Source organism: Promicromonospora sp. NPDC052451, from assembly GCF_044547525.1.
Taxonomy (GTDB): Bacteria; Actinomycetota; Actinomycetes; order Actinomycetales; family Cellulomonadaceae; genus Promicromonospora.
Genome location: NZ_JBIUAP010000001.1, coordinates 161,530 through 183,221, shown reverse-complemented (window position 1 = coordinate 183,221; position 21,692 = coordinate 161,530). Strand labels below are relative to the sequence as shown.

The window sequence follows — 21,692 nt, the reverse complement described above, 5'->3', positions numbered from 1 at the left end:
GTGGATGAGGGTGCGACAGGGGCGGGCGGTACCGTCGGCGCGGGTCCGGGCACGGCGCGAGCGGGGCGAGATCAACATCCTCGCCGCGGGCATGGTGCCTGCGCTCATCATCGCCATCGGCCTGGTCGTCGACGGCGGCGGGCGGCTGCACGCCGAGGACGAGGCGGAGTACGCCGCCGACCAGGCGGCGCGCGCCGCGGCACAGCAGATCCGGTTCGACCGCGCGCAGCTCGGGCTGCCCCCGGAGGTGGACCCGGCGCGGGCGGCACAGGCCGCGTCCGACACGCTCGGCGCGCTGGGTGTCCAGGGCGGCGTGACCGCCGTCGACGGCGCCGTCGTCTCGGTCGGGACGCAGGTCACCTACGAGACCACGTTCCTCACGTTGATCGGGATCAGCTCGCTCACCGTCACGGCGGACGCCGAGGCACGAGCGGTCCGCGGGATAGGACAGGAGGAGTCCTGATGAGCACCTCGACAGTCCAGGGTCGTGCGGTGACGGGCGAGCCCCGCGGACCGCGGCAGGGCACCGGCGCACGCGTGGTCAGAGGGCTGGGTGCGGCGCTGCTCCTGGTCGTGCTCGTCGTGGGCATCCCGGCCGGCCTGTGGATCTTCGGCGGCCCGGTGTGGACGGGGCAGGTCAGCCTCGACCGGATCGTCTCGATGCTCACCAGCCCCGACGTGACCGGTTCGGTGCTCATCGGGCTGGTCAAGGTCGTGGGCTGGGTGGCGTGGCTGACCTTCGCGATCGCCGTGGTGATCGAGGTGGTCGCGGCGTTGCGCGGCCGCCGGTCCCCGCACGTCCGTGGCCTCGGGGCGCAGCAGCGCGCAGCGGCCGTCCTGGTCGGGGCCGTGATCACCATGCTGGTCGCGGCGCCGTCCGTGACGCCCGCGATGGCTGCCCCCGCACCCGCGGAGGCGGGCCGGACCGGCACGGTGGCGACCGCACCGGTGGCGTCCGACGCCGTCGGACAGGCCGGGGCCGTGACCGCGCCGGGTCCGCGTGCCGCGGCCGAGGAGGCCGAACCGGCCACCTACACGGTGCAGCCGGGTGACTCCCTGTGGCGGATCGCCGAGCAGACCCTGGGCGACGGCGCGCGGTTCAAGCAGATCGCCGACCTCAACTACGGCGTGGTCCAGGCCGACGGTGGCGCACTCGACACCGGGAACTGGATCGAACCCGGCTGGGTGCTGCGGCTGCCGGCGGAGGCCGGGGTCACACCGACGTCGACGGGTGCGTCCGCGGCGGACGAGGACGAACCCGTGGGCATCGCGCCCTCGAAGAGCGCGGACGACGGCGTCGCGGAACCGGGCACCGTCGACGTCCGGAGCAACGGTGGTACGGAGTCCGCCCAGGTCGTCGTCGAGCGAGGTGACACGCTGTGGGGCATCGCCGAGGAGGAGCTCGGCGACGGGACCCGGTACCCGGAGGTCTTCGAGGCATCCCGCTCCACGGAGCAGCCCGACGGCGGACGGCTCACCGACCCCGACCTCATCTACCCCGGCTGGACCGTGACGGTTCCTGGGGCGGGAGAGGCGGCGGACGGCGGGTCCGGGGCTGAAGGGGCTGGTGCCGGGGCGGAGCGGCCCGGCGGCGGCGAGACGGATCCTGGTGCGGACGCGGCCGGTGACGGTGCGGTTGCGGGCGACGCCGCGGGTTCGGGTGACGCCGGTGAGCCGGCCACGGAGGACGGTGCGGGATCGGAGGCCGGCGCCGAGGCCGACGGGAGTGCGGACGCCGGTCCGGAGGCCGAGGCCGGAGGTCCCGAGGCTGACTCCGAGGCAGGCGCGGACGCCGAGACGGCGCAGGCCACCGGCCTGGGCCGGACGTTCGCCGGCCGGCCGGAGGCCGACAAGGCGACCGGGGTCGAGTCCGCGGCGGGCGCCGCCGGAGGGTCGGGCGAGTCGGAGCAGCCGGCGCCGGAGGAGTCGGCGGGCGCGGGGTCGGCCCCGACGACACCGTCCGCGGAGGTGACGCCCGAGGGCGCCGTCGAGGTCGAGCCCGACGACATCGCCGAACCGGGCGGCGCGGGCAACGACGTGGCGGAACCGGAGTCGCCGTCGGACGAGCAACCGGCCGGAGAGCGACCGGCGGGCGAGGCTCCTGCGGAGCAGCCGAACCGCGCGGCACAGAACGCCGGTCAGAACCCGTCCGCGGGTCAGGACGAACCGGGTCAGGACGCCGGGGACGGCACACCCGACCCCGCCGACGTCGGCACGGGTAGCGCCGGCCTCGACCGGCCTGACACCGAGGAGCCGGCTCCGGAGAAGTCGGCCGAGGGCAACCTCGCCCCGCAGGCGCCGCCGGCACCGCAGGAGACCGAGGAACCCCGGTACGAGCGGGTCACGCCGGAGGACCTCGAGAACGAGCCCGACCTCGAACCGGATGGGTCCGCGCCCCAGGACGGAGCGCCGGCGATCCCCTGGGAGGACCTGATCGCCGACGAGCTCCTGCCGCAGGGCGAGCCGGACGAGCCGGCCCGGGAGACGACGTCCGGCAGCGGCACGACGTGGGGTGGCGAGTCCGCCACCGACGGTGCGCCGGAGAACGACGGCCCGGGCGGGAGCGGGACCGACGCGGTCGAGGGCGACGTCGACGGGACCGGTGTCGAAACTGACGGTACGGAGGGCCTGGCCGAGCTGCCGGCGCCCCTGGTGCCGGAGGATGTCACGGCGACGGCGCGCGAGAGCGCGGCGACCGAGAAGGTACTGCCCGGCGACGTGACGGGCGACGACCCGGTGGTAGGCGACGGCGTCCCGGAGGTCGCTGTCGAGTCCGCGCCGCCGGTCGCAGCCGCCGCCGAGGGCAGCATCCCGTCGGCGACGGCGCCGGCGGGCGGTCCGGCACCGGCGACGTCCGGCGACGGCGCCCGGCCGGGGCGCGAGCCCGTCGACGTCGCGGGTGCGACCACGGCGGCCACCGCTGCAGCCGGCACGGCACCCGATGCCACCACGTCCCTGCTCGGCTCCGCGGCCGACGCCGTCTCCGGTGCCGTCGACGACCTCGACGAGACCGTGGACGTCCGCACCGCGGCGGGCGTCGGCGGCCTGCTCGCCGCCGGGCTGCTCGCGCTCGTCGCCGTGAAGCGCCGCCGGGCACGCAAGGGCCGGGTCCCGGGCGAGACCGTCGTCGTGCCGGGGCCCGAGACCCCGGCCGGCGCGCTCGAACGTGACCTGCACGGTGTCGAGGACCCGTTCGGCCGCAGCCAGGTCGACCAGGCGCTGCGCAGCCTCGCACGCTGGCACCGCGAACGTGACCTGCCGCTGCCGGGCGTGCGCATGGCGCGGCTGAAGAGCGGCGAGTTCGTCGAGCTCTACCTCGACGGCGCCGCCGACCTGCCCGCACCCTGGGCCAGCACGACCGACCGGTTCGTCTGGCAGCTCGCGGCGGGTGACGCGGAGGCGGCGTCCCAGGTCGGACCTGGGGCCGAGGAGGGGGAGGCGCCGTACCCGGCGCTCGTCACCGTCGGCCACGACGACGAGGACGCCCACCTCATGGTCGACCTGGAGAACCTCGCGTGCCTCGACATCCGCGGCACCGACGAGGCCGCACAGGCCACGCTCGCGGCGCTCGCGATCGAGCTCGCGACGAGCCTCTGGGCCGACGACCTCCAGGTGACCGTGGTGGGTGCGCTCGGGGAGCTGCCCGGCGTCGTCGACACCGGCCGGGTGCGGCACGTCCCCAGCCTGGCGGAGGTCGTCCGCGAGCTGGAGGCGCGCGCCGCCGACGTCGACCGGACGCTCGCTCAGGTGGGTGCCACGTCGGTCGCGGACGCCCGCGGTCGGGGCCTCGCGACCGACGCGTGGACGCCGGAGATCCTGCTGGTCGGCGAGCGACTCGCACCCGTGGAACGCGCCACGCTGGAACGCCTGGTCGAGCGAGTACCCGCAGTGGGCATCGCGGCCGTGACGTCCAGCGCGGAGGTCGGCGACTGGGCGCTCGACCTGACCGGTGACCTCACGGGCGGCGACACGACGCGCGGCATCCTCATGCCGGCCTACATCGCCGTCCGACCGCAGCAGCTCGACGCCGCCACCTACGCCCAGGCCCTGGCCCTGCTGGCCGATCCCGAGACCGCCCCCGGCCCCTCGTGGAGCCGTTCGATCGACCGCGCCGAACCGACGCTGGAGGAGATCCCCATGGATGTTGTCCGCGCCGATGCGGACTCGGACGTCGCCGTCGGCCAGGGAGCGGGCCTCGCGCCGTCCCCGAGCTACGCGTCGGGGACCGTGGGCGGCGGGACGGCGTCCGGCACGGTGCCGGCCGGCTTCGCGCCCTGGGCCACCGCGGCCGTGAGCGTGGCGACGCCGCCACTGGGTACACCGGTCGTGGCGGGGCCGGGCCCCGCCGTCGAGCCTGATGCCCCGGTGACCGACCTGCCGGAGGAGGCCGGTCCGCCGATCGTGCGTGTGCTGGGTCGTGTCGAGCTCGCGGGGACCACGGGCGTCGAGCTGCCGTCAACGCACCAGCGGCAGGCCACCGAGCTGATCGCGTTCCTGGCGTTCAACCCGGGGTCGCGCGGTTCGGACATCTCGAAGGCCCTGTGGCCGTCGCGCGAGCCGAACCTGGCGACGCGGCGCTCCGCGGTCTCCCGCGCGCGCCGCTGGCTGGGCGTCGACGGCGAGGGCTACGAGTACCTGCCCCGCTACTGGTCCGCGGACGACGGCGGGCAGGCCGACCTCGAGTCCGCCGGCTACCGTCTGCGCGGCGTCACGACCGACTGGCACCGCTTCTGCGACCTCGTGGGCCCGGACCTGAGCCAGACGCCGACGGCAGACCTGCTGGCCGCCCTCGACCTGGTGCGTGGCCGGCCGTTCGAGGGCGTGCCGCTCCGCAAGTACGCCTGGGCGGAGCAGCTCATGCACACCATCTCCTCGGGGGTCGTGGACGTGTCGCACGAGGTCGCGCGCCGCGCACTCCTGGAGGGCGACGTGGCCACGGCGCGGCACGCCTCCCAGGTGGGGCGGCTCGCGGATCCGGTGGACGAACGGTCGTGGCGCAACGCGATCCGCGCGGAGCTCGCCTCCGGACGCCGGGACGCGGTGGGCCGGCTCGTGGACCGCCTGCGCGACCACCTCGAGCAGCTCGCCATGGATCCCGAGCCCGACACCGAGGAGCTGCTGGCTCAGGTGGACGAGCAGGAGCGCCGGCGGGAGGCCGACGCCGGGCGGTGACACACCGGTCCTGAAGGACGGCGGGCAGCAGACACGTTCTGCTGCCCGCCGTGCTGTGTGTTCCCGGTGTCCGGTCGAGCCGCGTTCGCTCGAGGACACTCCTGGTCGACGTCGTGCTCAGTCGAAGCCGCCAGGGCCGGGGATGGGTGCGAGGTCGAGGACGATGCCGTCAGTGTCCTCGCCGGTCAGACGCGCGATCACCGCGCGCAGTGCGGTCTCGGCGTCGTCCAGGAGAACACCCTGCGCGACGGCGCCGGGCAGGTCCAGGGCGCGCAACGTCCAGCGGCGCTCGCCGCGGTATGCGATCACGGTGTACGTGGTCATGACTCCAAGCCTGTAGAGCAAAAGTACGATCTGTCATCTTGAGGCGCCAAGATGTGCGTTGGACGCCGAGTTATCCACAGGAACCACGGCGATCACTTTCGGGATCGGCGGGGCCTGGTTAGCGTCGTTCCCGGTCGTTGCGGATACGCAACGACGCGGCCCGAGGGCGGGGGATGTTGATGCGTGGTGCTTATCGGGGGCTGCTCGTGGCAGCCGGGCTGGTGTTGTGTGGGTGTACGGGGGTAGCGGAGGAGCCTGCGCCGCCTGTCTCGGCCGGCCCTTCACCGTCGGCATCGCCGTCGCTGTCGCCGTCGGTGCCTGTGCCGGTGAAGCCGGAGCGGCCGGCGGCGATGGAGCGGGACGACGCGGAGGGGGCTGCGGCCGCCGCGGAGTACTTCATTGAGTTGTATCCGTATGTGATGGCTACAGGCGATGTCGAGGAATTTGAGGCGTTGTCGCATCGGGCTTGTGGGTTTTGCTCGCAGGCCCTGGAGGACGCCAATCAGATTCAGGAACTCGGCCAGACCTATCAAGGCGGGGCTACGACTACGACCCTATTGAGTCAGTACGGCCGGGACGAATTAACCGGAATCTACCCGCTTGACGTTGAAGTCAGGCAGGAAGCGTCCCGGACGCTAGAAGCCAATGGTTCCGTGGCGTCGGCCGCAAAGGAGCAAACTTCGGAACATCGAGTCGAGGTCGGTCGAAGAAGTGGCAATTGGTTGATTGTTGGTGTCGCACCCAGGCCCGAACAATGAGTCCATCAAGATTGAGCATCTTGTTCGGTCTGGCGCTGGCAGTTGGTCAGTTCGACGAGCAGCCCACGTTCAGCGGAACTTCGCAGCATGATCAAATCTCTGTTGAGGCGGTTACGCCGCTCGGCCATGCAAGGGAGGGCATCAACGGTGATGTCCGGGGTACTCCTCCGTCTGTAACTTCACCAGTCCGGCAATGGCGGACGACTCCGGCGCTCTGCTTCTTGCGGGATCTCAGCGGTGCCACCGTACTTGCCGAGTCATGCGATGAAGGCCATCAGCTCGCCTACGCAGGCATCGAGTGCGAGGACGACGAGCACGCTGTCGGCGCCCTCTTCGAGCAGCGTCGAGAGTCCGGAGAGTGGACTGAAGCAGAACTTGTGGAGGAAGAGGCATGTCTGACAGAGGCCCGACAGCAGATCGACATCCCTGCCGCTGCGGCTCGAGCGTTCCAGGAGATGCAGATCGAGCCGTCGTCGCTCATAGTGCAACCGCCGGACGGCTGGACCTTGGTCAGCGTCGACACGATCGCGTACACCGACGGTGAACCCCGAACAACAAGCACCGAACTGTTCGGAATCCCCGTCGATATCCGAGCGGTACCGAGCAGCTATACGTGGAACTTCGGTGACGGGTCCCCAGCTTTCTCAACGACTGACCCGGGCGCCCCGTACCCCGCGCACACCATTTCCCACGCCTACTCGAAGCAAGGGTCTGCAACAATCTCGCTCACCACGAGGTGGCGCGGCCAGTTCCGGATCGCTGGTGATCCAACATGGCGCGACGTAGCGGGAGAGGCGACCACTGCATCTTCGTCGGGCAGCTTGGAGATCGTGGAGGCCCGGGCACGGCTGGTCGAGGACTTGTATGGCCGCTAACGGAGTACTGGCGAAGAGCCGATGTACTCGCGGTCACGTTGGCTGATCCTTGACGACGCTGGTGTCAAGGCACCGGCCGACCAGGTCGGCAAACTCCAGGCCGGACGGGAGCTCGGACCGTTGTGCAGGACTGAGGTCGTCGTACAGGGTGACGACGACGGGACCTGGCTCCTGATCGGCCGCGGCATCGGTGCACAACAGGACCCCGACTGTGGATCCGTGTACGTCAGGCACGCGGACCAGGTCGTCGACGAGTCTGAGCGTGTAGCGAGAACGGGCAACCAGGGCTGGATCGAATCGGCCGGCCTGCACCTGGATGGCGAAATAGCGCATTTGGGTCACGTGGAAGAGCAGAAGATCAACTGTGTAGTCGCGATCGTCCTCCGTGATGTGCAGGTGGCGATCGACCACGCACATGTGGCGGTCGGGCACGGCAAGCATGTCCTCGAGGTGGTCGACGAGGATGCCAGTGAACGAGCGTCGGATGGCTTCGATGAGCTCGCCGACGACGTCCTCGAACCCTTCGGGCTCGAAGTCCTCGGTCCGTTGGAAGAAGGTCATGGCGCAAGCCTGTAGAGAGATCGCAGCATCCGCGACCCGAGTTGCATATGTGCAACGAATCGCCACGACCGGCGGGGTGCTGAGATCGATCCATGGTGCGTTCCTGGCCGGATGTTGTCCTTCGTTGGCAGGATGTTGTGAATTATCACGGAAGCGCCTTGCCGGGAAGACGGATATGCCGCACCCTTGCTTACGGCCGTGTTCGCTGAGTTCTGCCCGAAGTTGAGGGAGTTGCCCGGATGGTCTCGTCCGCCATCACGCCCACGCGCACCATCGCTGTCCTCATCGGAGTCGCAGTCCTTGCGGTCGCCGGGTTCGCGGTGGTGCGGTCAGGTGTTTTCGCGCCGGAGACGGTTCAGGGTGCAATCCCGGGACCAAGCTCTCCATCGGTGGTGGCGTCTGCATCGCCGAGCGCGTCCGAGAGCCTGCCGGCTCGACCTTCTACAGCGGCGTCGCCATCACCGAGTACGCGGGAACAAATCAAGGCGAAGAACATTGCTGACGCCAAGGTGCGTCTTGTGGAGTACTATTCAACTACGGCGCGGGTAGCAAATAACGGGTACAGAGACTGGGAGAGCGAACTCCTCCCGTTCTGGGGTCGTCCTCAAATATGGCAGCCGATGAGCGACCTATTTGAGGGGTATCGAACAGATGGTCGATACACCACGGGCGCTGCAACCGTTGAGTCGATGGAACTGATCGGATATCGCGACGACCGATCTGGATTCGAGGACGTAAAGCTCAGTGCCTGTGTTGATTTTTCGGATGTCACCAATTTTGACTCGGACGGTCGTGAGATCAGACGCGTCGACGGAGCTCCAGTTCGGTACTTGCTGACTTATGTGATGCGTCATCAAGGCGCTGAAGGTTCGTGGACTGTGCACGAGGAGACTCCCGAAACGGAGCGAGCATGTTGATCAAATCGCGCGCCCAGTCCTCAAAATTGGCCTGGCTGGGGATGATGTTTTGCTCGACTTTCATCGCTGCCTTAGTTGTATCAGCTCCTGCCTCCGCCTCGGAATGTGTTCCCGTAACTGGCCCCGACGGGGTTGTAATCCCGTGCGAATCCGGTGGTGGAACGGATGATCCAGGTGGGCCTGGGGAGGGTGAGAATCCTGGTGGTGGGGCTCCTGTGACGTGCGAGTTTCGCGGAGAGGAGATCCCGTGCTCAGGGGAATACGGAAGCTGGAATGGCAGATGCTATACGCGGGCAGCAAATCCGCAGCCACCAAAAGACGCAAGCGTTTGGGACGGCCATAGCGATGGATTGATTGTCGAGTGCACCTCGTATGACTGTGTTTCATCGTCAGATGTGGAATCGTGCCCGGGGCACTCGTATTACTGGTCTGCGGACGCGCCCGCACCAGTCGGCCCCACCGCCGAAGAACTAGCCCAGAGCGCAGTAGCCGCCATGGAGCTCTCCATGGGACAGATCGGTTCGACTCCGCCGGCGACCACCAGCGATCAGGGTGCCGTCGGCACCATCGGTCTACCTATCTGGCTGTGGATTGCCAACCCTGCTGAGAACACGACCGGTCCGATCGTCCGGAGCGCAGAAGGGGGCAGTCTCTCGGTCACAGCGACGGGGACGCTTGACCGGGTCGAGTGGACACTGGCCGATGGGAACGGGACCACGGTTGGCGCCATCTCCTGTGATGGTGCCAATGCTGCAGGGACGCCGTATGACGGCCGGAACAGCGCGGAACCGTCCCCCACCTGTGGATTCGGTGCCGACCTGAACAGCAGTCCGGGCAACCTCACTCTTGCTGGGACGTCCTACTGGGTCGTCGAGTGGCAGAGCAGCAACGGTGAGTCCGGTCAGATCCCTTTCACGTCGACGACCAACAGTGCGCAGATTCGGATCGGGGAGCTTCAGGCGCTCGTACGCGACTGACGATCCCCGGGCTCGTTCCACACCCATGGGCCGGACGTGCGGTCGCAACCTCGCAGGCGAGACAACATGATGGTGCTCATGGCGACCACACCGACCATCGTCCGCGGCCTCGCTCAGGCAGCCCTGGGCGCCGCCCTTCTCACAGCCGGCATCGGGCACCTGACCGTGGCACGCAAGGAGTTCCAGGCACAGGTGCCCACGTGGGTCCCCGTCGATCCGGATGCCGTCGTGGTCGGGTCCGGCGTCGTCGAGATCGGTCTCGGCGCGGCGCTCGTCGCCACCTGGAGGCAGCCCGCTCGTCGCCGCCTGGGGGTGCTGGCGGCAGCGTTCTTCGTCGCGGTCTTTCCCGGCAACATCGCTCAGCTCACGGAACATCGTGATGCCTTCGGGCTGGACACGGATCGGAAGCGCGCGCTGCGGCTGCTGGGTCAGCCGGCGCTTGTCGCGTGGGCTCTGGCTGCGACGCGCCGATAGCGCGTCGCCCCGGCGGTCAGACCTCGTCCATCATTCCGAGCCCAGTCACGTACTCCACCAGATCGAACGTCGACCCGGTCATGAGCGTCACCCCGGCGGCGCGCGCGTCGTCGGCATACGGGCCCGTGTTTCCGTACAGCACGAACGGCGTCACGGGGTCGTTCGCCCGGACCCGGGTGAGCAGCCGGAGCCCGGCGTCCGGGACGTCGACGTCGGACTCGCGACGGCCGAGGTCCGAGATGATCAGACCGTAGGGCCGTGTGTTCAGCAGCCGCAGGGCCTCGTCGGTCGTGCGGGCGACCTCGACGTCGATGCCGTCACGTCGCCAGGACTCCGCGAGCATGGCGTTGTTCTCGGGGTTGTCGTCGACCCAGAGGATCGAGTGCGGCGTCCCGGCGCCCGGCACGGGCAGCCTGCCATCTCCTGGACGGGTGATCGTCCGTTCCTGCTCCTGCGACCCCCAGGGCAGCTCGTCGCCCGGCACGACGACAGCGCTCGCGTCGATCTTTCGCTTCAGTGCCGCTACCTCGCGCTGCAGGTCGGCGATCAGGTCGGCCTGCTGATCCGTGGCCTGCCGGATGCTGAGCTTCTGCCCGCCGATCTCCAGCGTCACGTCATCCGATCCGCGCAGCTTCGCGAGCAGCTGCCCCCCGAACACCAGCAGCACGACGATCACGAGCAGGGGCCACAGCAGGCTCGCGACCGCCGCGATCAGGTCAGCAATGGGAGACACGGGGGCAAACCTACAGAAAATCAGTCCGACAACAACCCTCGGATGTCCTCCGCTCCCAGTGCTCCCGCGAACTCACCGGCGTCATCGCTCAGCACCGCGTCGAACAGCCGCGCCTTGCGCTCCTTGAGCGCCATCACCTTGTCCTCGATGGTGTTCTCCGAGACCATCCGGAACACCATCACGTTGCGCGTCTGCCCGATCCGGTGGGTCCGGTCGATCGCCTGCGCCTCCGTCGCCGGGTTCCACCATGGGTCGAGCAGGTAGACGTAGTCGGCCTCGGTGAGGTTCAGGCCGAAGCCGCCCGCCTTGAGGCTGATCAGGAACACCGGCGCCGGGCCGTCCTTGAACCGCCCGATGACCTCAGCCCGCCGCCGGGTCGAACCGTCGAGGTACTCGTACGGGATCCCCAGGGCGTCGCAGACCTCGGCGGCCTTGGACAGGAACGACGTGAACTGCGAGAACACCAGGGCGCGGTGGCCCTCGGCGGTCACCTCCGCGAGCTGCTCGGCGAGCAGGTCCAGCTTCGCCGACGGCACACCCTCGTACTCCGGGTCCACCAGGGACGCGTCGAGCGCCATGCGCCGCAGCGTCGTCAGGGCGCGGAACACGGCCACGCGGTTCTCGTCGAACGAGTCGAGCAGCCCCAGGAGCCGCGACCGTTCGCGCTGCAGGTGCGTGTCGTAGATGCGCCGGTGCCTGGCGTCCAGGGGAACGCGCAGCACCTGTTCCTGCCGTTCGGGCAGCTCGGGTGCCACCTGCTCCTTGGTGCGGCGCAGCATCAACGGCCGGATCCGACGGCGCAGGCGGGCCAGCAGCGGTCCCGAGTCGCCCTCGCCGGCGACCGGCTTGACGTAGTCCTCCCGGAACTTGGTGGCTGACCCGTACAGACCCGGGGCCACGATCGCGAGCATCGCCCACAGCTCCATGAGGTTGTTCTCGAGGGGCGTGCCGGTGATCGCGAGCTTGAAGGGCGCCCGCAGCCGACGGGCGACCTCGTTGGCCCGCGTCTGGTGGTTCTTCGCGAACTGCGCCTCGTCCAGGATCAACCCGCTCCAGCCGACGTCGGCGAACGCGTCGAAGTCCAGCCGGAAGATCGCGTACGACGTGACGACGACGTCGGCCCCCGCCGCCACCTCGGCGACGGAGACGCCAGCCTTGCGTGCGGTCGTCGGCAGGGCGACCACCCGCAGGTCCGGGGTGAACCGTGCGGCCTCCGCGGCCCAGTTGCTCACCACGGACGCGGGCGCGATCACCAGGAACGGCGGCGGGTCGCCACCCTCATCCCGGGGAACCGCGTCGCCGTCGGACGCCTCCTGCCGAGCCTGCGCGAGGAACGCGAGCGTCTGGACCGTCTTGCCCAGACCCATGTCGTCGGCCAGGATCCCGCCGAGCCCGTGCCGCCACAGGAACGTCAGCCACTCGAAGCCACGCTGCTGGTACGGGCGCAGCTCGGCCTTCAGCCCGACGGGGGGAGCCACCGGCTCCGGCCCGTCGACCCCGTCGCCGGTGAGCGCGATCAGGTCACGCACCGAGCGTCGCCACCGGTCGGACTGCTCGACGACGTCGGCGACCTCCTCCAGCTCCGCCCACAGGCCGGCGTTGAAGCGGCTGACCCGCAGGGCGCCCGGCCGGTCCGACAGTCGTTGCGCCTCCTCGATCAGCGCCTTCAGCCGGGCGAAGACCGGCAGGTCGGTCCGCAGCCAGGTTCCGTCGGTCAGCATGAACCGCTTCTTGCCACGGGCGAGGGCGTCGAACACCGGACCGAACGGGATCTCCCGGCCGTCGACCGTGACCGTGACGCCGAGGTCGAACCAGTCCAGGTCGCCGCTGTCGGACGCGCGCATGCTGACCACGGGTGTGGCCTCGAGCCCGGAGTACTCGGGCAGTCGTGCGCTGTCGACACGGACGTCCGGCACGCGCCGGAGCGCCGGCAGCACCAGCGTGGCGAAGTCCATCGCCCGCAGGTCACGGAAGACCTCGGGCGCCACCCGGAAGTGGTCGAAGCCCGGCACCTCGCGGACGGCGGTGACCACCCGTCCCAGGGTCGCCGCCTCGGCCTCCAGGTCGCGGAGCTCCGAACCCGGCTCCAGCGCCGTGGTCAGCGGGTACTCCTTGTCCGACGGCGGATATGCCCACCGCCACGTCACGCTGATCTCCGCCGGTGAGACCACCTCGACGGACGCCACGAGCTGCGGCCGGGGCAGGTCGGGCAGCTCGACGCCGTCGTCGGCCCGGACCTGTACCTCGCGGCGCAGCAGCGGCAGGTAGTCCGCCAGGAACTCGTCGAGGGCCTCGGCCGGCACCGCGACCTCCGACAGGTGGACCGCGGCGTGCTCCTGGTCGGTGAGCGGCGCCGGCGTGGGACCCAGGACGATCGTGCGGCCCGACGGCGACTCCTCGATCGCGAACAGGCCGTGCCGGCCGAGCGTCCCGACGGACGTCGCGCCGGTCGCCGCACCGTCGAAGGCGACGGTGCGCTCCAGCCGCGCGCCGCCGTCGGGCAGGGAGAGGTCGAGGGCGACCGTGGCCTCGCGGGCCACGCGGACGGAGTCCCGCCTGGACTTGCCGACGAGCTCGATGCCGAGGTTCGCGGCGTCGGCGAGGTGCCGCCAGAACGGTCGTGGCAGCACGTCGTCCAGGGCGAGCCAGTCGCCCGCGCTCACGTACCCGTAGCCCCGCGGGCTCGTGGCGCGCAGGGCGTCAAGGGTGGTGAACCACTCCCGGACCTCGGGCTCGACGCCGCGGAGGAAGCCGTTGCGGATGTAGTTCCACGACGCAGACCCGCCGACCCAGGCTCCCCGGCCGTTGCGCTCGACCGGCCGGACGGACAGCGACAGGTTGTCCCCGGCGGTGCTGCCGTCGACCCGGAACTGGAGCGCGAGCTGCGGCGCGGCGTCGCCTGCCGGTGCGCTCGCGACCGGCGTCGCGGGCACCAGCCGTTCGATCGCCGCCTTCCACTCGGGGACCTGCGGTGCGCGCCTCAGGGACGACGCGGACCGGACCATCGAGGCCAGCCCGTCGGAACTGGCCTCGATCAGGGTGGCCGCGACATGCTTGCAGTCCGAACCCACGGGGCACGTGCAGCTCGACCCGACGACGACCGGCGGCCCGGACCCGGCCGTCCCGAACTCGACGGAGCACGAGTAGGTGCTGCGCCCGCTGCCGCGTACCCACGAGACGAGCAGCAGCTCGGCCGGAAGCCATTCCCACGAGATGACCCGGCCCTGTTTCTGGTAGTCCTCACCGCGCAGGAACGCACCACTACCCACCAGGAGCTTGATGGCCGCCGGGTGGATGCGCGGGACGGGTACGGGCGTGGACACCCCTTCATGGTTCCACGCCCCTCTGACACCCTCGTGCAGCCGACCGCAGCGCGCCGTCGAACCTGCCTTCACCCGTGCTTCGGACCCCACGGTGTCGGTGAGGTCTGGGAGAGTGTCCGCATGAAGAGTCTGCCCGACGCCGGACGGCGCCCCGCCGCCCTGAGCGTCCTGCTCCTCGCCGTCGCGGTGTGGATGTCGGTCCCGCTGCGCCTGCTCGTCCCCGGGACGGAGCTCGATCTCGGCTTCACCACGGCCAACGCCGTCTACGTGATCGAGAACGCGGCGATGGCGGGGACGATCGTGCTCGCTGTCGGCGCCACGGTGCTGCGTGCCCGGCGGGTCCTGACGGCCGTGATCGTCGTGGTGGGGGTGCACCTGCTGGTCCAGGTCGGCACCGCCACCGTGCAGCTGGTCCAGGGGGCCCGTCCCGAGTTCCTGCTCGGCACCCTGCTCGCGATGCTCGAGCTGGTGCTCGTGCTGGCCGGCGCGCTGCTCGCGCGTCTGCTGCACGAGCCGACGTCGGCGCGCCGGACCGGCCTCTGGGTCGTGCTCGCGGGCGCCCTGCTCTACATCTTGTGGGCGAGCGTGCTGCAGCCGGTGATCGCGATGATGCCGTACGGCGGACCGCTGCCGGGAATGATCGGTTCGTACCTGCTCATCATGTTCCTGAACCTGCTGGCCGTCGCCGCCGCGGTGCTGTGCGGCTGGGCCTCGCCCGTGACCCGTCGGGTCGGTGCGGTCCTGGCCGGCGTCGTCGGCGTGCTCGGGATCGCGGGAGCTGTGGGGGTGATGGGTGTCTACGGTGGTGCGTACGGTGCCGTGCAGATCGTGCAGGGACTGCTGCTGCTCGCCGTCGTGCCGTTCGCCGTCGTCGCCGCTCGCCGTGTGACGGCGTCCCGGCGAGCGGCGGACGTCACCTCGCCGAGCTCGCTCGGATCTCCTCCAGCGCGATGACCTCGAGGATCTGCTTCACGATGACCGGGCCGACGGACTCCCAGGAGAGCATCTCGGCGATCACCATGTAGGAGAGGTCGTCACCGGTGAAGCAGCCGCCACGGTGCAGCGCGTTGAGCAGCCGGTGCTTGGGCCAGGTGAGCTCGTCGAGCCGCTCGACCCGCCGCACTGCGGGGAAGAGCCGGCCGACGGGCAAGGGCTTGAGTCGCGTCACCGCGGCGTCCGCCAGACGGGCGACGCCGATGTCCGTCTTGCTGTCGACCTGACCGACGTACCAGGCGTCGTCCTCGGCCATGACCTCGCGGAACCATGGGAACACCTCACCCCAGGTGGGTGTGGGGGTGACGGCGGGTGCGTCGGACATGTACAGATGCCTCCAGTCCCTCTGTAGGTAAGTGCATCAATCCTTGCACCGTTCGGCAGCCAAAACAGGCATCTTTGGCGTCGGGGACCGGACCTCATCCATAAATTCACCCCCTTTCCGGTTGCCTCACCAGGGCTGCTGTGCGAGAGCCTCGCAGACCGAACAGGATCGCGACCGTGACGTACCCCACGGAGAGCGCGACGAAGAGTCCGGGCGACCAGCCGGCGTCGGGCACCAGGAAGGCCGCGAGGGCCGCGGCACCCACGAACGCCGCGTTGTAGAGCACGTCGTAGAAGGCGAAGGCACGGCCGCGGTAGGTGTCCTCGGAGTCGCGCTGCACGATCGTGTCGACGGCGATCTTCGCGCCCTGGGCCGCGAGCCCGAGGAGCGCGGCGGCGGCCACCACGGTGACGAGACCTGGCTCGGGCACGAGGATCAGCTGCGACACCCCGGCCACCAGCAGCATCACGGCGATCCAGGTCTGCGGTGCCATCCGCCGGGCCAGCACGGCGGTGAGCAGGATCGCGAGGCCCCCGCCCGCTCCGGTCGCGCCGATCACCGTCGCGAAGGTGGCGAGGCCCGCGGTGCGGTCACCCGGTTCGGCCAGGAGGTTGCGGGACATGAGGATCGAGGCGATGAACACCACCCCGTACAGGAAGCGGTGCAGCGCCATCACGAGCAGTGCCTGTCCCGGGGTGCGGCGGGCGGCGAGGTACCGGGCGCCGTCGGCCAGACCGCGGGCCACCGCGACCAGCTCGTTGCGGATGGAACCGTCGGCGGGCCGCAGCGGCCCCAGCAGGGTGCGCGACATCCGCAGCCCGAGCAGCGAGGCGCAACCCATCACGACGCACGCACAGGCCAGAGCCGTCGCGTCCTGGATGCGGCCGGCCGGCATGAGGAGACCGAGCACGAAGCCGACGCCACCACCGAGGAAGGCGGCGCCCGCACCGAGGGTCGGTGTGAGCGCGTTGGCGGTGAGCAGCAGATCACCCTGGACCACGCGGGGCAGGCCGGCGGAGAGACCCGCCAGCAGGAACCGGTTGACGCTCAGTGCGGCGAGGCCCAGCACGTAGATCGCGGGCGTGACGCCCTGGGTGAGCATGAGCACCGCCATCGTGCCGGTGATGAGCACGCGCACCGCGTTGCCCACCACCAGGACCTGGCGCCTCTGCCACCGGTCCAGGAACACGCCCGCGAAGGGGCCCACCACCGTGAACGGCGCCAGCATGATGGCGAACGCGCCGGCGATCGCTCCGGCGGAACCCTGCGACTCGGGGCTGAAGAACAGCAGGTTCGCGAGCCCTACCTGGAACATGCCGTCGCTGGCCTGCGAGACCAGCCGTACCGCGAAGAGCTTGCGGAACCCGGGCAGGCGCAACAGGGCGCGTAGCTCGCCGAGGACGGTCACCCGCTCACAGTAGTAGCCCGTCCGCCCGTTCGGCCTGCGCGACGACGGCGGTTGTCACCGCGGTTGCAGGGGAGCGCTGTCCAGCCTCGGCCGGGAGAACGCTGCGGAAGCGGAGAGATACGGTCAGGTCTGCGGCAAGGCCCGCCCCGGTCCAGGGCTCCAGAGAAGTTCACCTGAGCGCAACGTGTCCGCCACCTGAGGTCAGCCCCGCTGCCATGGGTCGGCGTCAGCCTGCCCTGTGTGTCTCCCAACAGCCGCCACACGGCCGTCCTCGCTTCCGGCGCGGTCCTCGCCCTCGGGCTGAGTGCCCTCCCGGCCCATGCGGCCGGCCAGCTGGTTCCCACCAGCCCCACCAGCAGCCCCACCAGCAGCCCCACCACCCTCGGCGGAACGAGCGCAGCCGGCGCCGGCGCATTCGCCTCGCCCAGCCCGCGCGAGACCTTCCACCGTCTCGCCACCTACCCCGTCTTCCAGAACGTCCCGGCCGGCACCGACCCCGCCGACGAGACGGTCGCCGAGATCTCCGCCGTCAGCGAGGACGGCCGAACCCTGATCCACACCGACGCCGCCGCCCGCCGCATCGGCTTCGTCGACATCAGCGACCCGGCCGCGCCCCAGGGCCTGGGCACGCTCTCGCTCGCCGAGCTCGGCTCCGAGCACGACGAGCCGACGTCCGTCGCCGTCGTCGGGGACCACGTGCTCGTCGTGGTCGACAGCTCGACGTCGTTCACCGCGCCGTCCGGCCGTCTCGACGTGGTGGACCTGGCCACCCGCACCCGGGTGCGCTCGATCGACCTGGGCGGCCAGCCCGACTCCATCGCCGTGACGCACGACGGCACCCACGCCGTGATCGCGATGGAGAACCAGCGCGACGAGGATGCGCTGCCCGACACGGGCGCGGGGGAGGAGGGCGACCTGCCGCAGGCGCCCGCCGGGTTCCTGCAGCTCGTCGACCTTCCCGGCACCGACCCCGCGGCCTGGCAGGCGCGCCCCGTCGCGCTCGACGAGGCGGCGCTCGCGGCCGCCGGTCTGGACACGCCGCAGGACCCGGAGCCCGAGTACGTCTCGATCAACCCGTCCGACACCAAGGTCGCCGTCACGCTGCAGGAGAACAACGGCGTCGCCGTGCTCGACGTCGAGTCGGGTGCGCTCGAGAACGTGTTCTCCGCGGGCGACGTCGCCCTGGAGGGCGTGGACGCCGAGGACGACGGGGCCATCGACCAGACCGGCGCCGTCGACGCCGCCCCGCGCGAGCCCGACGCGATCGGCTGGATCGACGACGAGCACGTCGCCACCGCGAACGAGGGCGACTGGAAGGGCGGCACGCGCGGCTGGACGGTGTTCGAGGCCGCGACCGGTGAGGTCGTGTGGGACGCCGGGGCCTCGGTCGAGGAGCTCGCTGTCCGCGTCGGCCTGCACAACGAGGACCGCGCCGGCAAGAAGGGCGTGGAGATGGAAGGGCTCGCTGTCGCGACCCTCGACGGCGTCCGCTACGCGTTCGTGGGCTCCGAGCGGTCCAACTTCGTGGCCGTCTACGACGTCTCGCGTCCGGCCGAGCCGCGGTTCGTGCAGGTGCTGGCCACGACGAACGGTCCGGAGGGGATCCTGCCGGTCCCGGCGCGGAACCTGCTGGTCGTCTCCTCCGAGGAGGACGCGGCCGAGGACGGCGTCCGGGCCTCCGTCTCGGTGTTCGGCAAGGGTCAGCGGTACGCCCGCTCGGGCGGGACGGCTCCGCTCGGTGCCGCGGCTCTGCGGGGCTCGCAGGCTCACTCCTCGGCCGCGGAGTTCCCGTCGATCGTGTCCGCCGACGCGCGGACGGCGACCGGTGACCGCCGGCCGATCGGCTGGACGGCCCTCGGTGCGCTCTCCGCCGACCCGGCGGACCGTGACCGTCTGTGGACCGTGACCGACGCCGCGAAGTCGCCGACGTCGATCCTCGCGATCGAGACCGCCGGGTCACGCGGCCCCAGGAAGAGCCCCGCCGTGATCGACCGCGAGATCGTGGTGACCGAGGACGGGGGGCCCGTGGGGCTCGACGCCGAGGGCATCTGGGCCCGGCCGACCGTCCACGGCCGGGCCGGCGGCTTCTGGCTCGGCGTCGAGGGGGCGACCGGTGCGGAGAACGCGCTGGTGCGCGTGTCGGCGTCGGGCCGCGTGCAGGAGCGCGTGAGCCTGCCCGACGATGTCGCCGCGGGCCTGGGCAAGTGGGGCATCGAGGGTGTGACCGGCATGGTGGACCGTGCCGGTGAGCACCTGTTCGTCGCCCTCCAGCGGGGTTTGACCAGCGACGACGGCGTTGGCGGCTATGCCCGGATCGGGCGCTACGACGTCGAGACGCAGGAGTGGACCTGGTTCGGTTACGAGCTGTCCGAGCCGACGGCCGACGGTGACTGGATCGGCCTGTCCGAGGTGACCGTCGTGGACCGGGACACGCTCGCCGTGATCGAGCGGGACAAGCTGAACGGTCCGGCGGCCGCCCTCAAGGCGGTCTACACGGTGGACCTCCCGAAGCGCGACCCGCGCCCCGGGACCGTTCCGGTGCTGCGCAAGAAGCTCGCGATCGACGTGCTGCCCGCCCTCCGTGCCACCCACGGCTGGACGCAGGAGAAGCTGGAGGGCCTCACCATCGGCGGGAACGGCCGCGTCTATGCGATCACCGACAACGACGGCGTCCAGGACGCCACCGGCGAGACGGTGTTCCTGGACCTGGGCGCCGCCCGCAAGATCTTCCGCTGACCCACCCTCGTTCTGACCCGCTCTCGCTGAGTGCTGGATGTTCGCCCTTCTCGCGCACGAGAAAGGGCGAACATCCAGCACTCAGCGAGCGTCGTTCGGGGGGAGGGTCAGGATCGTGCGCCCGTGTGAAGAGCAAGGGCCCCGTAGGCCGGGACGGAGGCCGTGAACCAGCCGCCCGAGTCCACCGTCCGCTTCACCGAGCAGTCCGCGGCGGCGACGACGTCGCAGTACGTGCCCGCCGGGAGCGAGGTCTGGAACGAGCGCTGCACGGCCGCGGCGGTGTTGTTGAGGACCACGTACCCCTTGGCACCGCGGCCGTAGGAGACCAGGTTGCCGCCGTCGTCCCACCAGTGGGTGACCTCGGTGCCGGCCACCTCGTTGTGGAAGCCGACCATGCCGCGGATCTCGGTCCAGCGCTGCGTGCACGTCCACCTGCCCGTGCCACAGGTCGCGTCCGGGACCGTGGTCTCGGTGGCGCCCGGCGCTCCGGCGTCGTCGTCCGAGAACTCGTAGCCCGAGTACACCGACGGTGAGCCGTACGGCCACGACAGCAGGAACGTGTTGGCGAGGACGTACTTGGCGCCCCACGTGTAGTTCATCGACTCGCCGTTGCGCTCCGTGTCGTGGTTGTCCACGAACACGCCCGCCCGGTCGTACGGCAGCTTGCCGTCCCCGATGTACCGCAGGTTCTTGATCTGCCCGTCGAAGTCGCGCTTGAGCTGACGGGCGTAGTCGAACTCGTGCGAGTCGCCGCTGCCCAGGTACTCCGACGGCTGGATCGGCTCGCCCGCCGCCCCGATCACCTCGTGCACCCAGAACACGTCCGGGTTGCTCATCCGAGCCTTGATCGCCTCGAGGTCGGACGCCGGGATGTGCTTCGCGGCGTCGATCCGGAAGCCGTCGACGCCGAGGGATACCAGGTCGTCGAAGTACGCCGCGAGCCGGCCGCGCACGTAGTCGGAGCCGGTGCGCAGGTCCTGCAGCGAGACCAGGCGGCAGTTCTGCACCTGGTAGCGGTCGCCGTAGTCCGAGATGTTGCTGCGGCAGTCGTTGAAGTCAGCGGCGCTGTACGTCCCGGCGAAGTTGTCGTCCGAGAACTGCGTGCCGGCGACGCCGGTCCCGGACTGGCCGGCGCCCGCCATGTGGTTGACGACGGCGTCCGCGATCACGCCCACCCCGGCGGCGTCGCACGCGGCGACCATGTTCGCGAACTCGGCACGCGTCCCCAGCTTGGACTCGATCCGGTAGCTGACCGGCTGGTACGAGGTCCACCACTGGGTGCCCCGGATGTGTTCCATCGGCGGGGACACCTGCACGTAGCCGAACCCGGCGGGACCGATCACGTCCTCGCACTCGGCGGCGACGGAGTCCCAGGTCCACTGGAACAGGTTGAGGATGACGTCGCCGTCGCCGTGGGGCGGGGTGGCGGCGTCGGCCTGCTCCACGGCGGGCGAGGCGGCGACCAGGCCCACGGCGAGCGCGGTGGCGAAGGTCGTCAGAGTGGCGAACAGGCGTCGGGGCACGTTCGGACGGCGCGTCATGGCGGCTCCTTGCGGCGTTGTCCCGGCTGAGGCGCGTGCGGCGTTGCACGGCCGTTTCCGGATCTTGCTGCAAGCGTTGCAGAAGCGTGCGGCGACACGCCAGAGGCCCGGGTGAAAAACCCGGGCTGGCGTGTCGGAGGTATCAGTCCTCGGTGGGCATGAGGATCCAGAACGCGATGTACGCGAGGAACTGCGGCCCCGGGATGAGGACCGAGACGACGGCGAGGACCCGCACGAGCGTCGGGTCCCAGCCGAACCGACGCGCGATCCCGGCGCAGACACCGGCGATCATGCGCCCCTGGCGCGGGCGGGAGAGGGTCTGTGTGCTCATGTCAGGCCGTCTGGCGTTCGTTCGGGATGACGGCCCAGGCGATCAGGTACGCGAGCACCTGCGGGCCGGGGATGAGGATGGAGGCGACGGTGGCCACGCGGACCACCGTCGTGCTCCAGCCGAAACGTCGGGCGATCGCGGCGCAGACGCCACCGATCATGCGGTCGTCACGAGGGCGGGAGAGTGTCGGTGTGCTCATGTCTTCGACGGTAGGCGCGGCACGGTCCGGGGACCATCGGGTAAC

General features: G+C 70.5%; 17 protein-coding genes. 8 read left to right on the top strand and 9 right to left on the bottom strand.

Annotation, left to right across the window (positions count from 1 at the left end; all coding sequences use genetic code 11):
* The first annotated feature begins 4 nt into the window (after window positions 1-4).
* Both ACIG47_RS00770 and ACIG47_RS00765 read left to right on the top strand, forming a co-directional pair.
* On the top strand, window positions 5-463 hold the full coding sequence (locus ACIG47_RS00770) for a pilus assembly protein TadG-related protein (RefSeq protein WP_397429222.1): 459 nt from the start codon (window positions 5-7) through the stop codon (window positions 461-463).
* Window positions 463-5,172: a LysM peptidoglycan-binding domain-containing protein gene (locus ACIG47_RS00765; RefSeq protein WP_397429221.1), complete on the top strand. Its 4,710-nt coding sequence runs from the start codon at window positions 463-465 to the stop codon at window positions 5,170-5,172. Before ACIG47_RS00770 ends, ACIG47_RS00765 begins: the two co-directional genes overlap by 1 nt.
* A gap of 117 nt (window positions 5,173-5,289) precedes the next feature.
* Here the strand turns inward: ACIG47_RS00765 and ACIG47_RS00760 are convergent, their stop codons facing one another.
* Entirely contained in the window at window positions 5,290-5,496 is a 207-nt protein-coding gene (locus ACIG47_RS00760) for a hypothetical protein (protein ID WP_397412115.1), read from the bottom strand.
* A gap of 326 nt (window positions 5,497-5,822) precedes the next feature.
* On the opposite strand from ACIG47_RS00760, the gene ACIG47_RS00755 reads away from it, so the two are divergent.
* Window positions 5,823-6,254: a DUF6318 family protein gene (locus ACIG47_RS00755; RefSeq protein ID WP_397429220.1), complete on the top strand. Its 432-nt coding sequence runs from the start codon at window positions 5,823-5,825 to the stop codon at window positions 6,252-6,254.
* A gap of 11 nt (window positions 6,255-6,265) precedes the next feature.
* The gene (locus tag ACIG47_RS00750; protein WP_397429219.1) at window positions 6,266-7,129 is read left to right on the top strand and encodes a PKD domain-containing protein; all 864 of its coding nucleotides are present in this window, start codon (window positions 6,266-6,268) and stop codon (window positions 7,127-7,129) included.
* A 33-nt stretch (window positions 7,130-7,162) separates the two neighbouring features.
* Here the strand turns inward: ACIG47_RS00750 and ACIG47_RS00745 are convergent, their stop codons facing one another.
* The gene (locus ACIG47_RS00745) at window positions 7,163-7,690 is read right to left on the bottom strand and encodes a PDDEXK nuclease domain-containing protein (protein WP_397429218.1); all 528 of its coding nucleotides are present in this window, start codon (window positions 7,688-7,690) and stop codon (window positions 7,163-7,165) included.
* Between the two features lie 1,423 nt (window positions 7,691-9,113).
* On the opposite strand from ACIG47_RS00745, the gene ACIG47_RS00740 reads away from it, so the two are divergent.
* Together ACIG47_RS00740 and ACIG47_RS00735 are read left to right on the top strand one after the other, a co-directional pair.
* Window positions 9,114-9,584, top strand: coding sequence for a hypothetical protein (locus ACIG47_RS00740; RefSeq protein WP_397429217.1), 471 nt, complete (start codon window positions 9,114-9,116; stop codon window positions 9,582-9,584).
* Window positions 9,585-9,662: 78 nt separating this feature from the next.
* Window positions 9,663-10,058, top strand: coding sequence for a hypothetical protein (locus ACIG47_RS00735; protein WP_397429216.1), 396 nt, complete (start codon window positions 9,663-9,665; stop codon window positions 10,056-10,058).
* Between the two features lie 16 nt (window positions 10,059-10,074).
* On the opposite strand, the gene ACIG47_RS00730 is transcribed toward ACIG47_RS00735, so the two are convergent.
* Window positions 10,075-10,791 carry a response regulator gene (locus tag ACIG47_RS00730; protein ID WP_397429215.1) on the bottom strand — a complete coding sequence of 239 codons (717 nt, stop codon included), beginning with the start codon at window positions 10,789-10,791 and terminating at the stop codon, window positions 10,075-10,077.
* Between the two features lie 20 nt (window positions 10,792-10,811).
* Window positions 10,812-14,114 (bottom strand): SNF2-related protein, encoded by a 3,303-nt coding sequence (locus tag ACIG47_RS00725; protein WP_397429214.1) that lies wholly within the window; start codon window positions 14,112-14,114, stop codon window positions 10,812-10,814.
* Between the two features lie 120 nt (window positions 14,115-14,234).
* Between ACIG47_RS00725 and ACIG47_RS00720 the strand changes: the two genes are divergently transcribed.
* On the top strand, window positions 14,235-15,068 hold the full coding sequence (locus ACIG47_RS00720; RefSeq protein WP_397429213.1) for a hypothetical protein: 834 nt from the start codon (window positions 14,235-14,237) through the stop codon (window positions 15,066-15,068).
* Here ACIG47_RS00720 and ACIG47_RS00715 read toward each other — a convergent pair.
* Both ACIG47_RS00715 and ACIG47_RS00710 read right to left on the bottom strand, forming a co-directional pair.
* Window positions 15,028-15,432, bottom strand: coding sequence for a hypothetical protein (locus ACIG47_RS00715; RefSeq protein WP_397412095.1), 405 nt, complete (start codon window positions 15,430-15,432; stop codon window positions 15,028-15,030). The genes ACIG47_RS00720 and ACIG47_RS00715 overlap by 41 nt on opposite strands.
* 106 nt (window positions 15,433-15,538) lie before the next feature.
* Window positions 15,539-16,840 (bottom strand): MFS transporter, encoded by a 1,302-nt coding sequence (locus ACIG47_RS00710; RefSeq protein ID WP_397429212.1) that lies wholly within the window; start codon window positions 16,838-16,840, stop codon window positions 15,539-15,541.
* A 240-nt stretch (window positions 16,841-17,080) separates the two neighbouring features.
* On the opposite strand from ACIG47_RS00710, the gene ACIG47_RS00705 reads away from it, so the two are divergent.
* Window positions 17,081-19,576 (top strand): esterase-like activity of phytase family protein, encoded by a 2,496-nt coding sequence (locus ACIG47_RS00705; protein ID WP_397429211.1) that lies wholly within the window; start codon window positions 17,081-17,083, stop codon window positions 19,574-19,576.
* A gap of 107 nt (window positions 19,577-19,683) precedes the next feature.
* Here the strand turns inward: ACIG47_RS00705 and ACIG47_RS00700 are convergent, their stop codons facing one another.
* From ACIG47_RS00700 to ACIG47_RS00690, 3 genes are all read right to left on the bottom strand, one after another.
* Window positions 19,684-21,117, bottom strand: coding sequence for an alpha-amylase family protein (locus ACIG47_RS00700; protein WP_397429210.1), 1,434 nt, complete (start codon window positions 21,115-21,117; stop codon window positions 19,684-19,686).
* 142 nt (window positions 21,118-21,259) lie between these two features.
* Window positions 21,260-21,448, bottom strand: a complete 189-nt coding sequence (locus ACIG47_RS00695; RefSeq protein ID WP_397412088.1) for a PspC domain-containing protein — start codon at window positions 21,446-21,448, stop codon at window positions 21,260-21,262.
* Between the two features lies 1 nt (window position 21,449).
* Window positions 21,450-21,647, bottom strand: coding sequence for a PspC domain-containing protein (locus ACIG47_RS00690; RefSeq protein ID WP_397412086.1), 198 nt, complete (start codon window positions 21,645-21,647; stop codon window positions 21,450-21,452).
* Between the last annotated feature and the right edge of the window lie 45 nt (window positions 21,648-21,692).

Bases quoted from the DNA above. Each gene is read 5' to 3' on its own strand.
- ACIG47_RS00720 (WP_397429213.1), top strand. From the start codon at position 14,235: ATGAAGAGTCTGCCCGACGCCGGACGGCGCCCCGCCGCCCTGAGCGTC.
- ACIG47_RS00745 (WP_397429218.1), bottom strand. From the start codon at position 7,690: ATGACCTTCTTCCAACGGACCGAGGACTTCGAGCCCGAAGGGTTCGAG.
- ACIG47_RS00740 (WP_397429217.1), top strand. From the start codon at position 9,114: ATGGGACAGATCGGTTCGACTCCGCCGGCGACCACCAGCGATCAGGGT.
- ACIG47_RS00770 (WP_397429222.1), top strand. From the start codon at position 5: ATGAGGGTGCGACAGGGGCGGGCGGTACCGTCGGCGCGGGTCCGGGCA.
- ACIG47_RS00765 (WP_397429221.1), top strand. From the start codon at position 463: ATGAGCACCTCGACAGTCCAGGGTCGTGCGGTGACGGGCGAGCCCCGC.
- ACIG47_RS00735 (WP_397429216.1), top strand. From the start codon at position 9,663: ATGGCGACCACACCGACCATCGTCCGCGGCCTCGCTCAGGCAGCCCTG.
- ACIG47_RS00700 (WP_397429210.1), bottom strand. From the start codon at position 21,117: ATGACGCGCCGTCCGAACGTGCCCCGACGCCTGTTCGCCACTCTGACG.
- ACIG47_RS00690 (WP_397412086.1), bottom strand. From the start codon at position 21,647: ATGAGCACACCGACACTCTCCCGCCCTCGTGACGACCGCATGATCGGT.
- ACIG47_RS00715 (WP_397412095.1), bottom strand. From the start codon at position 15,432: ATGTCCGACGCACCCGCCGTCACCCCCACACCCACCTGGGGTGAGGTG.
- ACIG47_RS00760 (WP_397412115.1), bottom strand. From the start codon at position 5,496: ATGACCACGTACACCGTGATCGCATACCGCGGCGAGCGCCGCTGGACG.
- ACIG47_RS00695 (WP_397412088.1), bottom strand. From the start codon at position 21,448: ATGAGCACACAGACCCTCTCCCGCCCGCGCCAGGGGCGCATGATCGCC.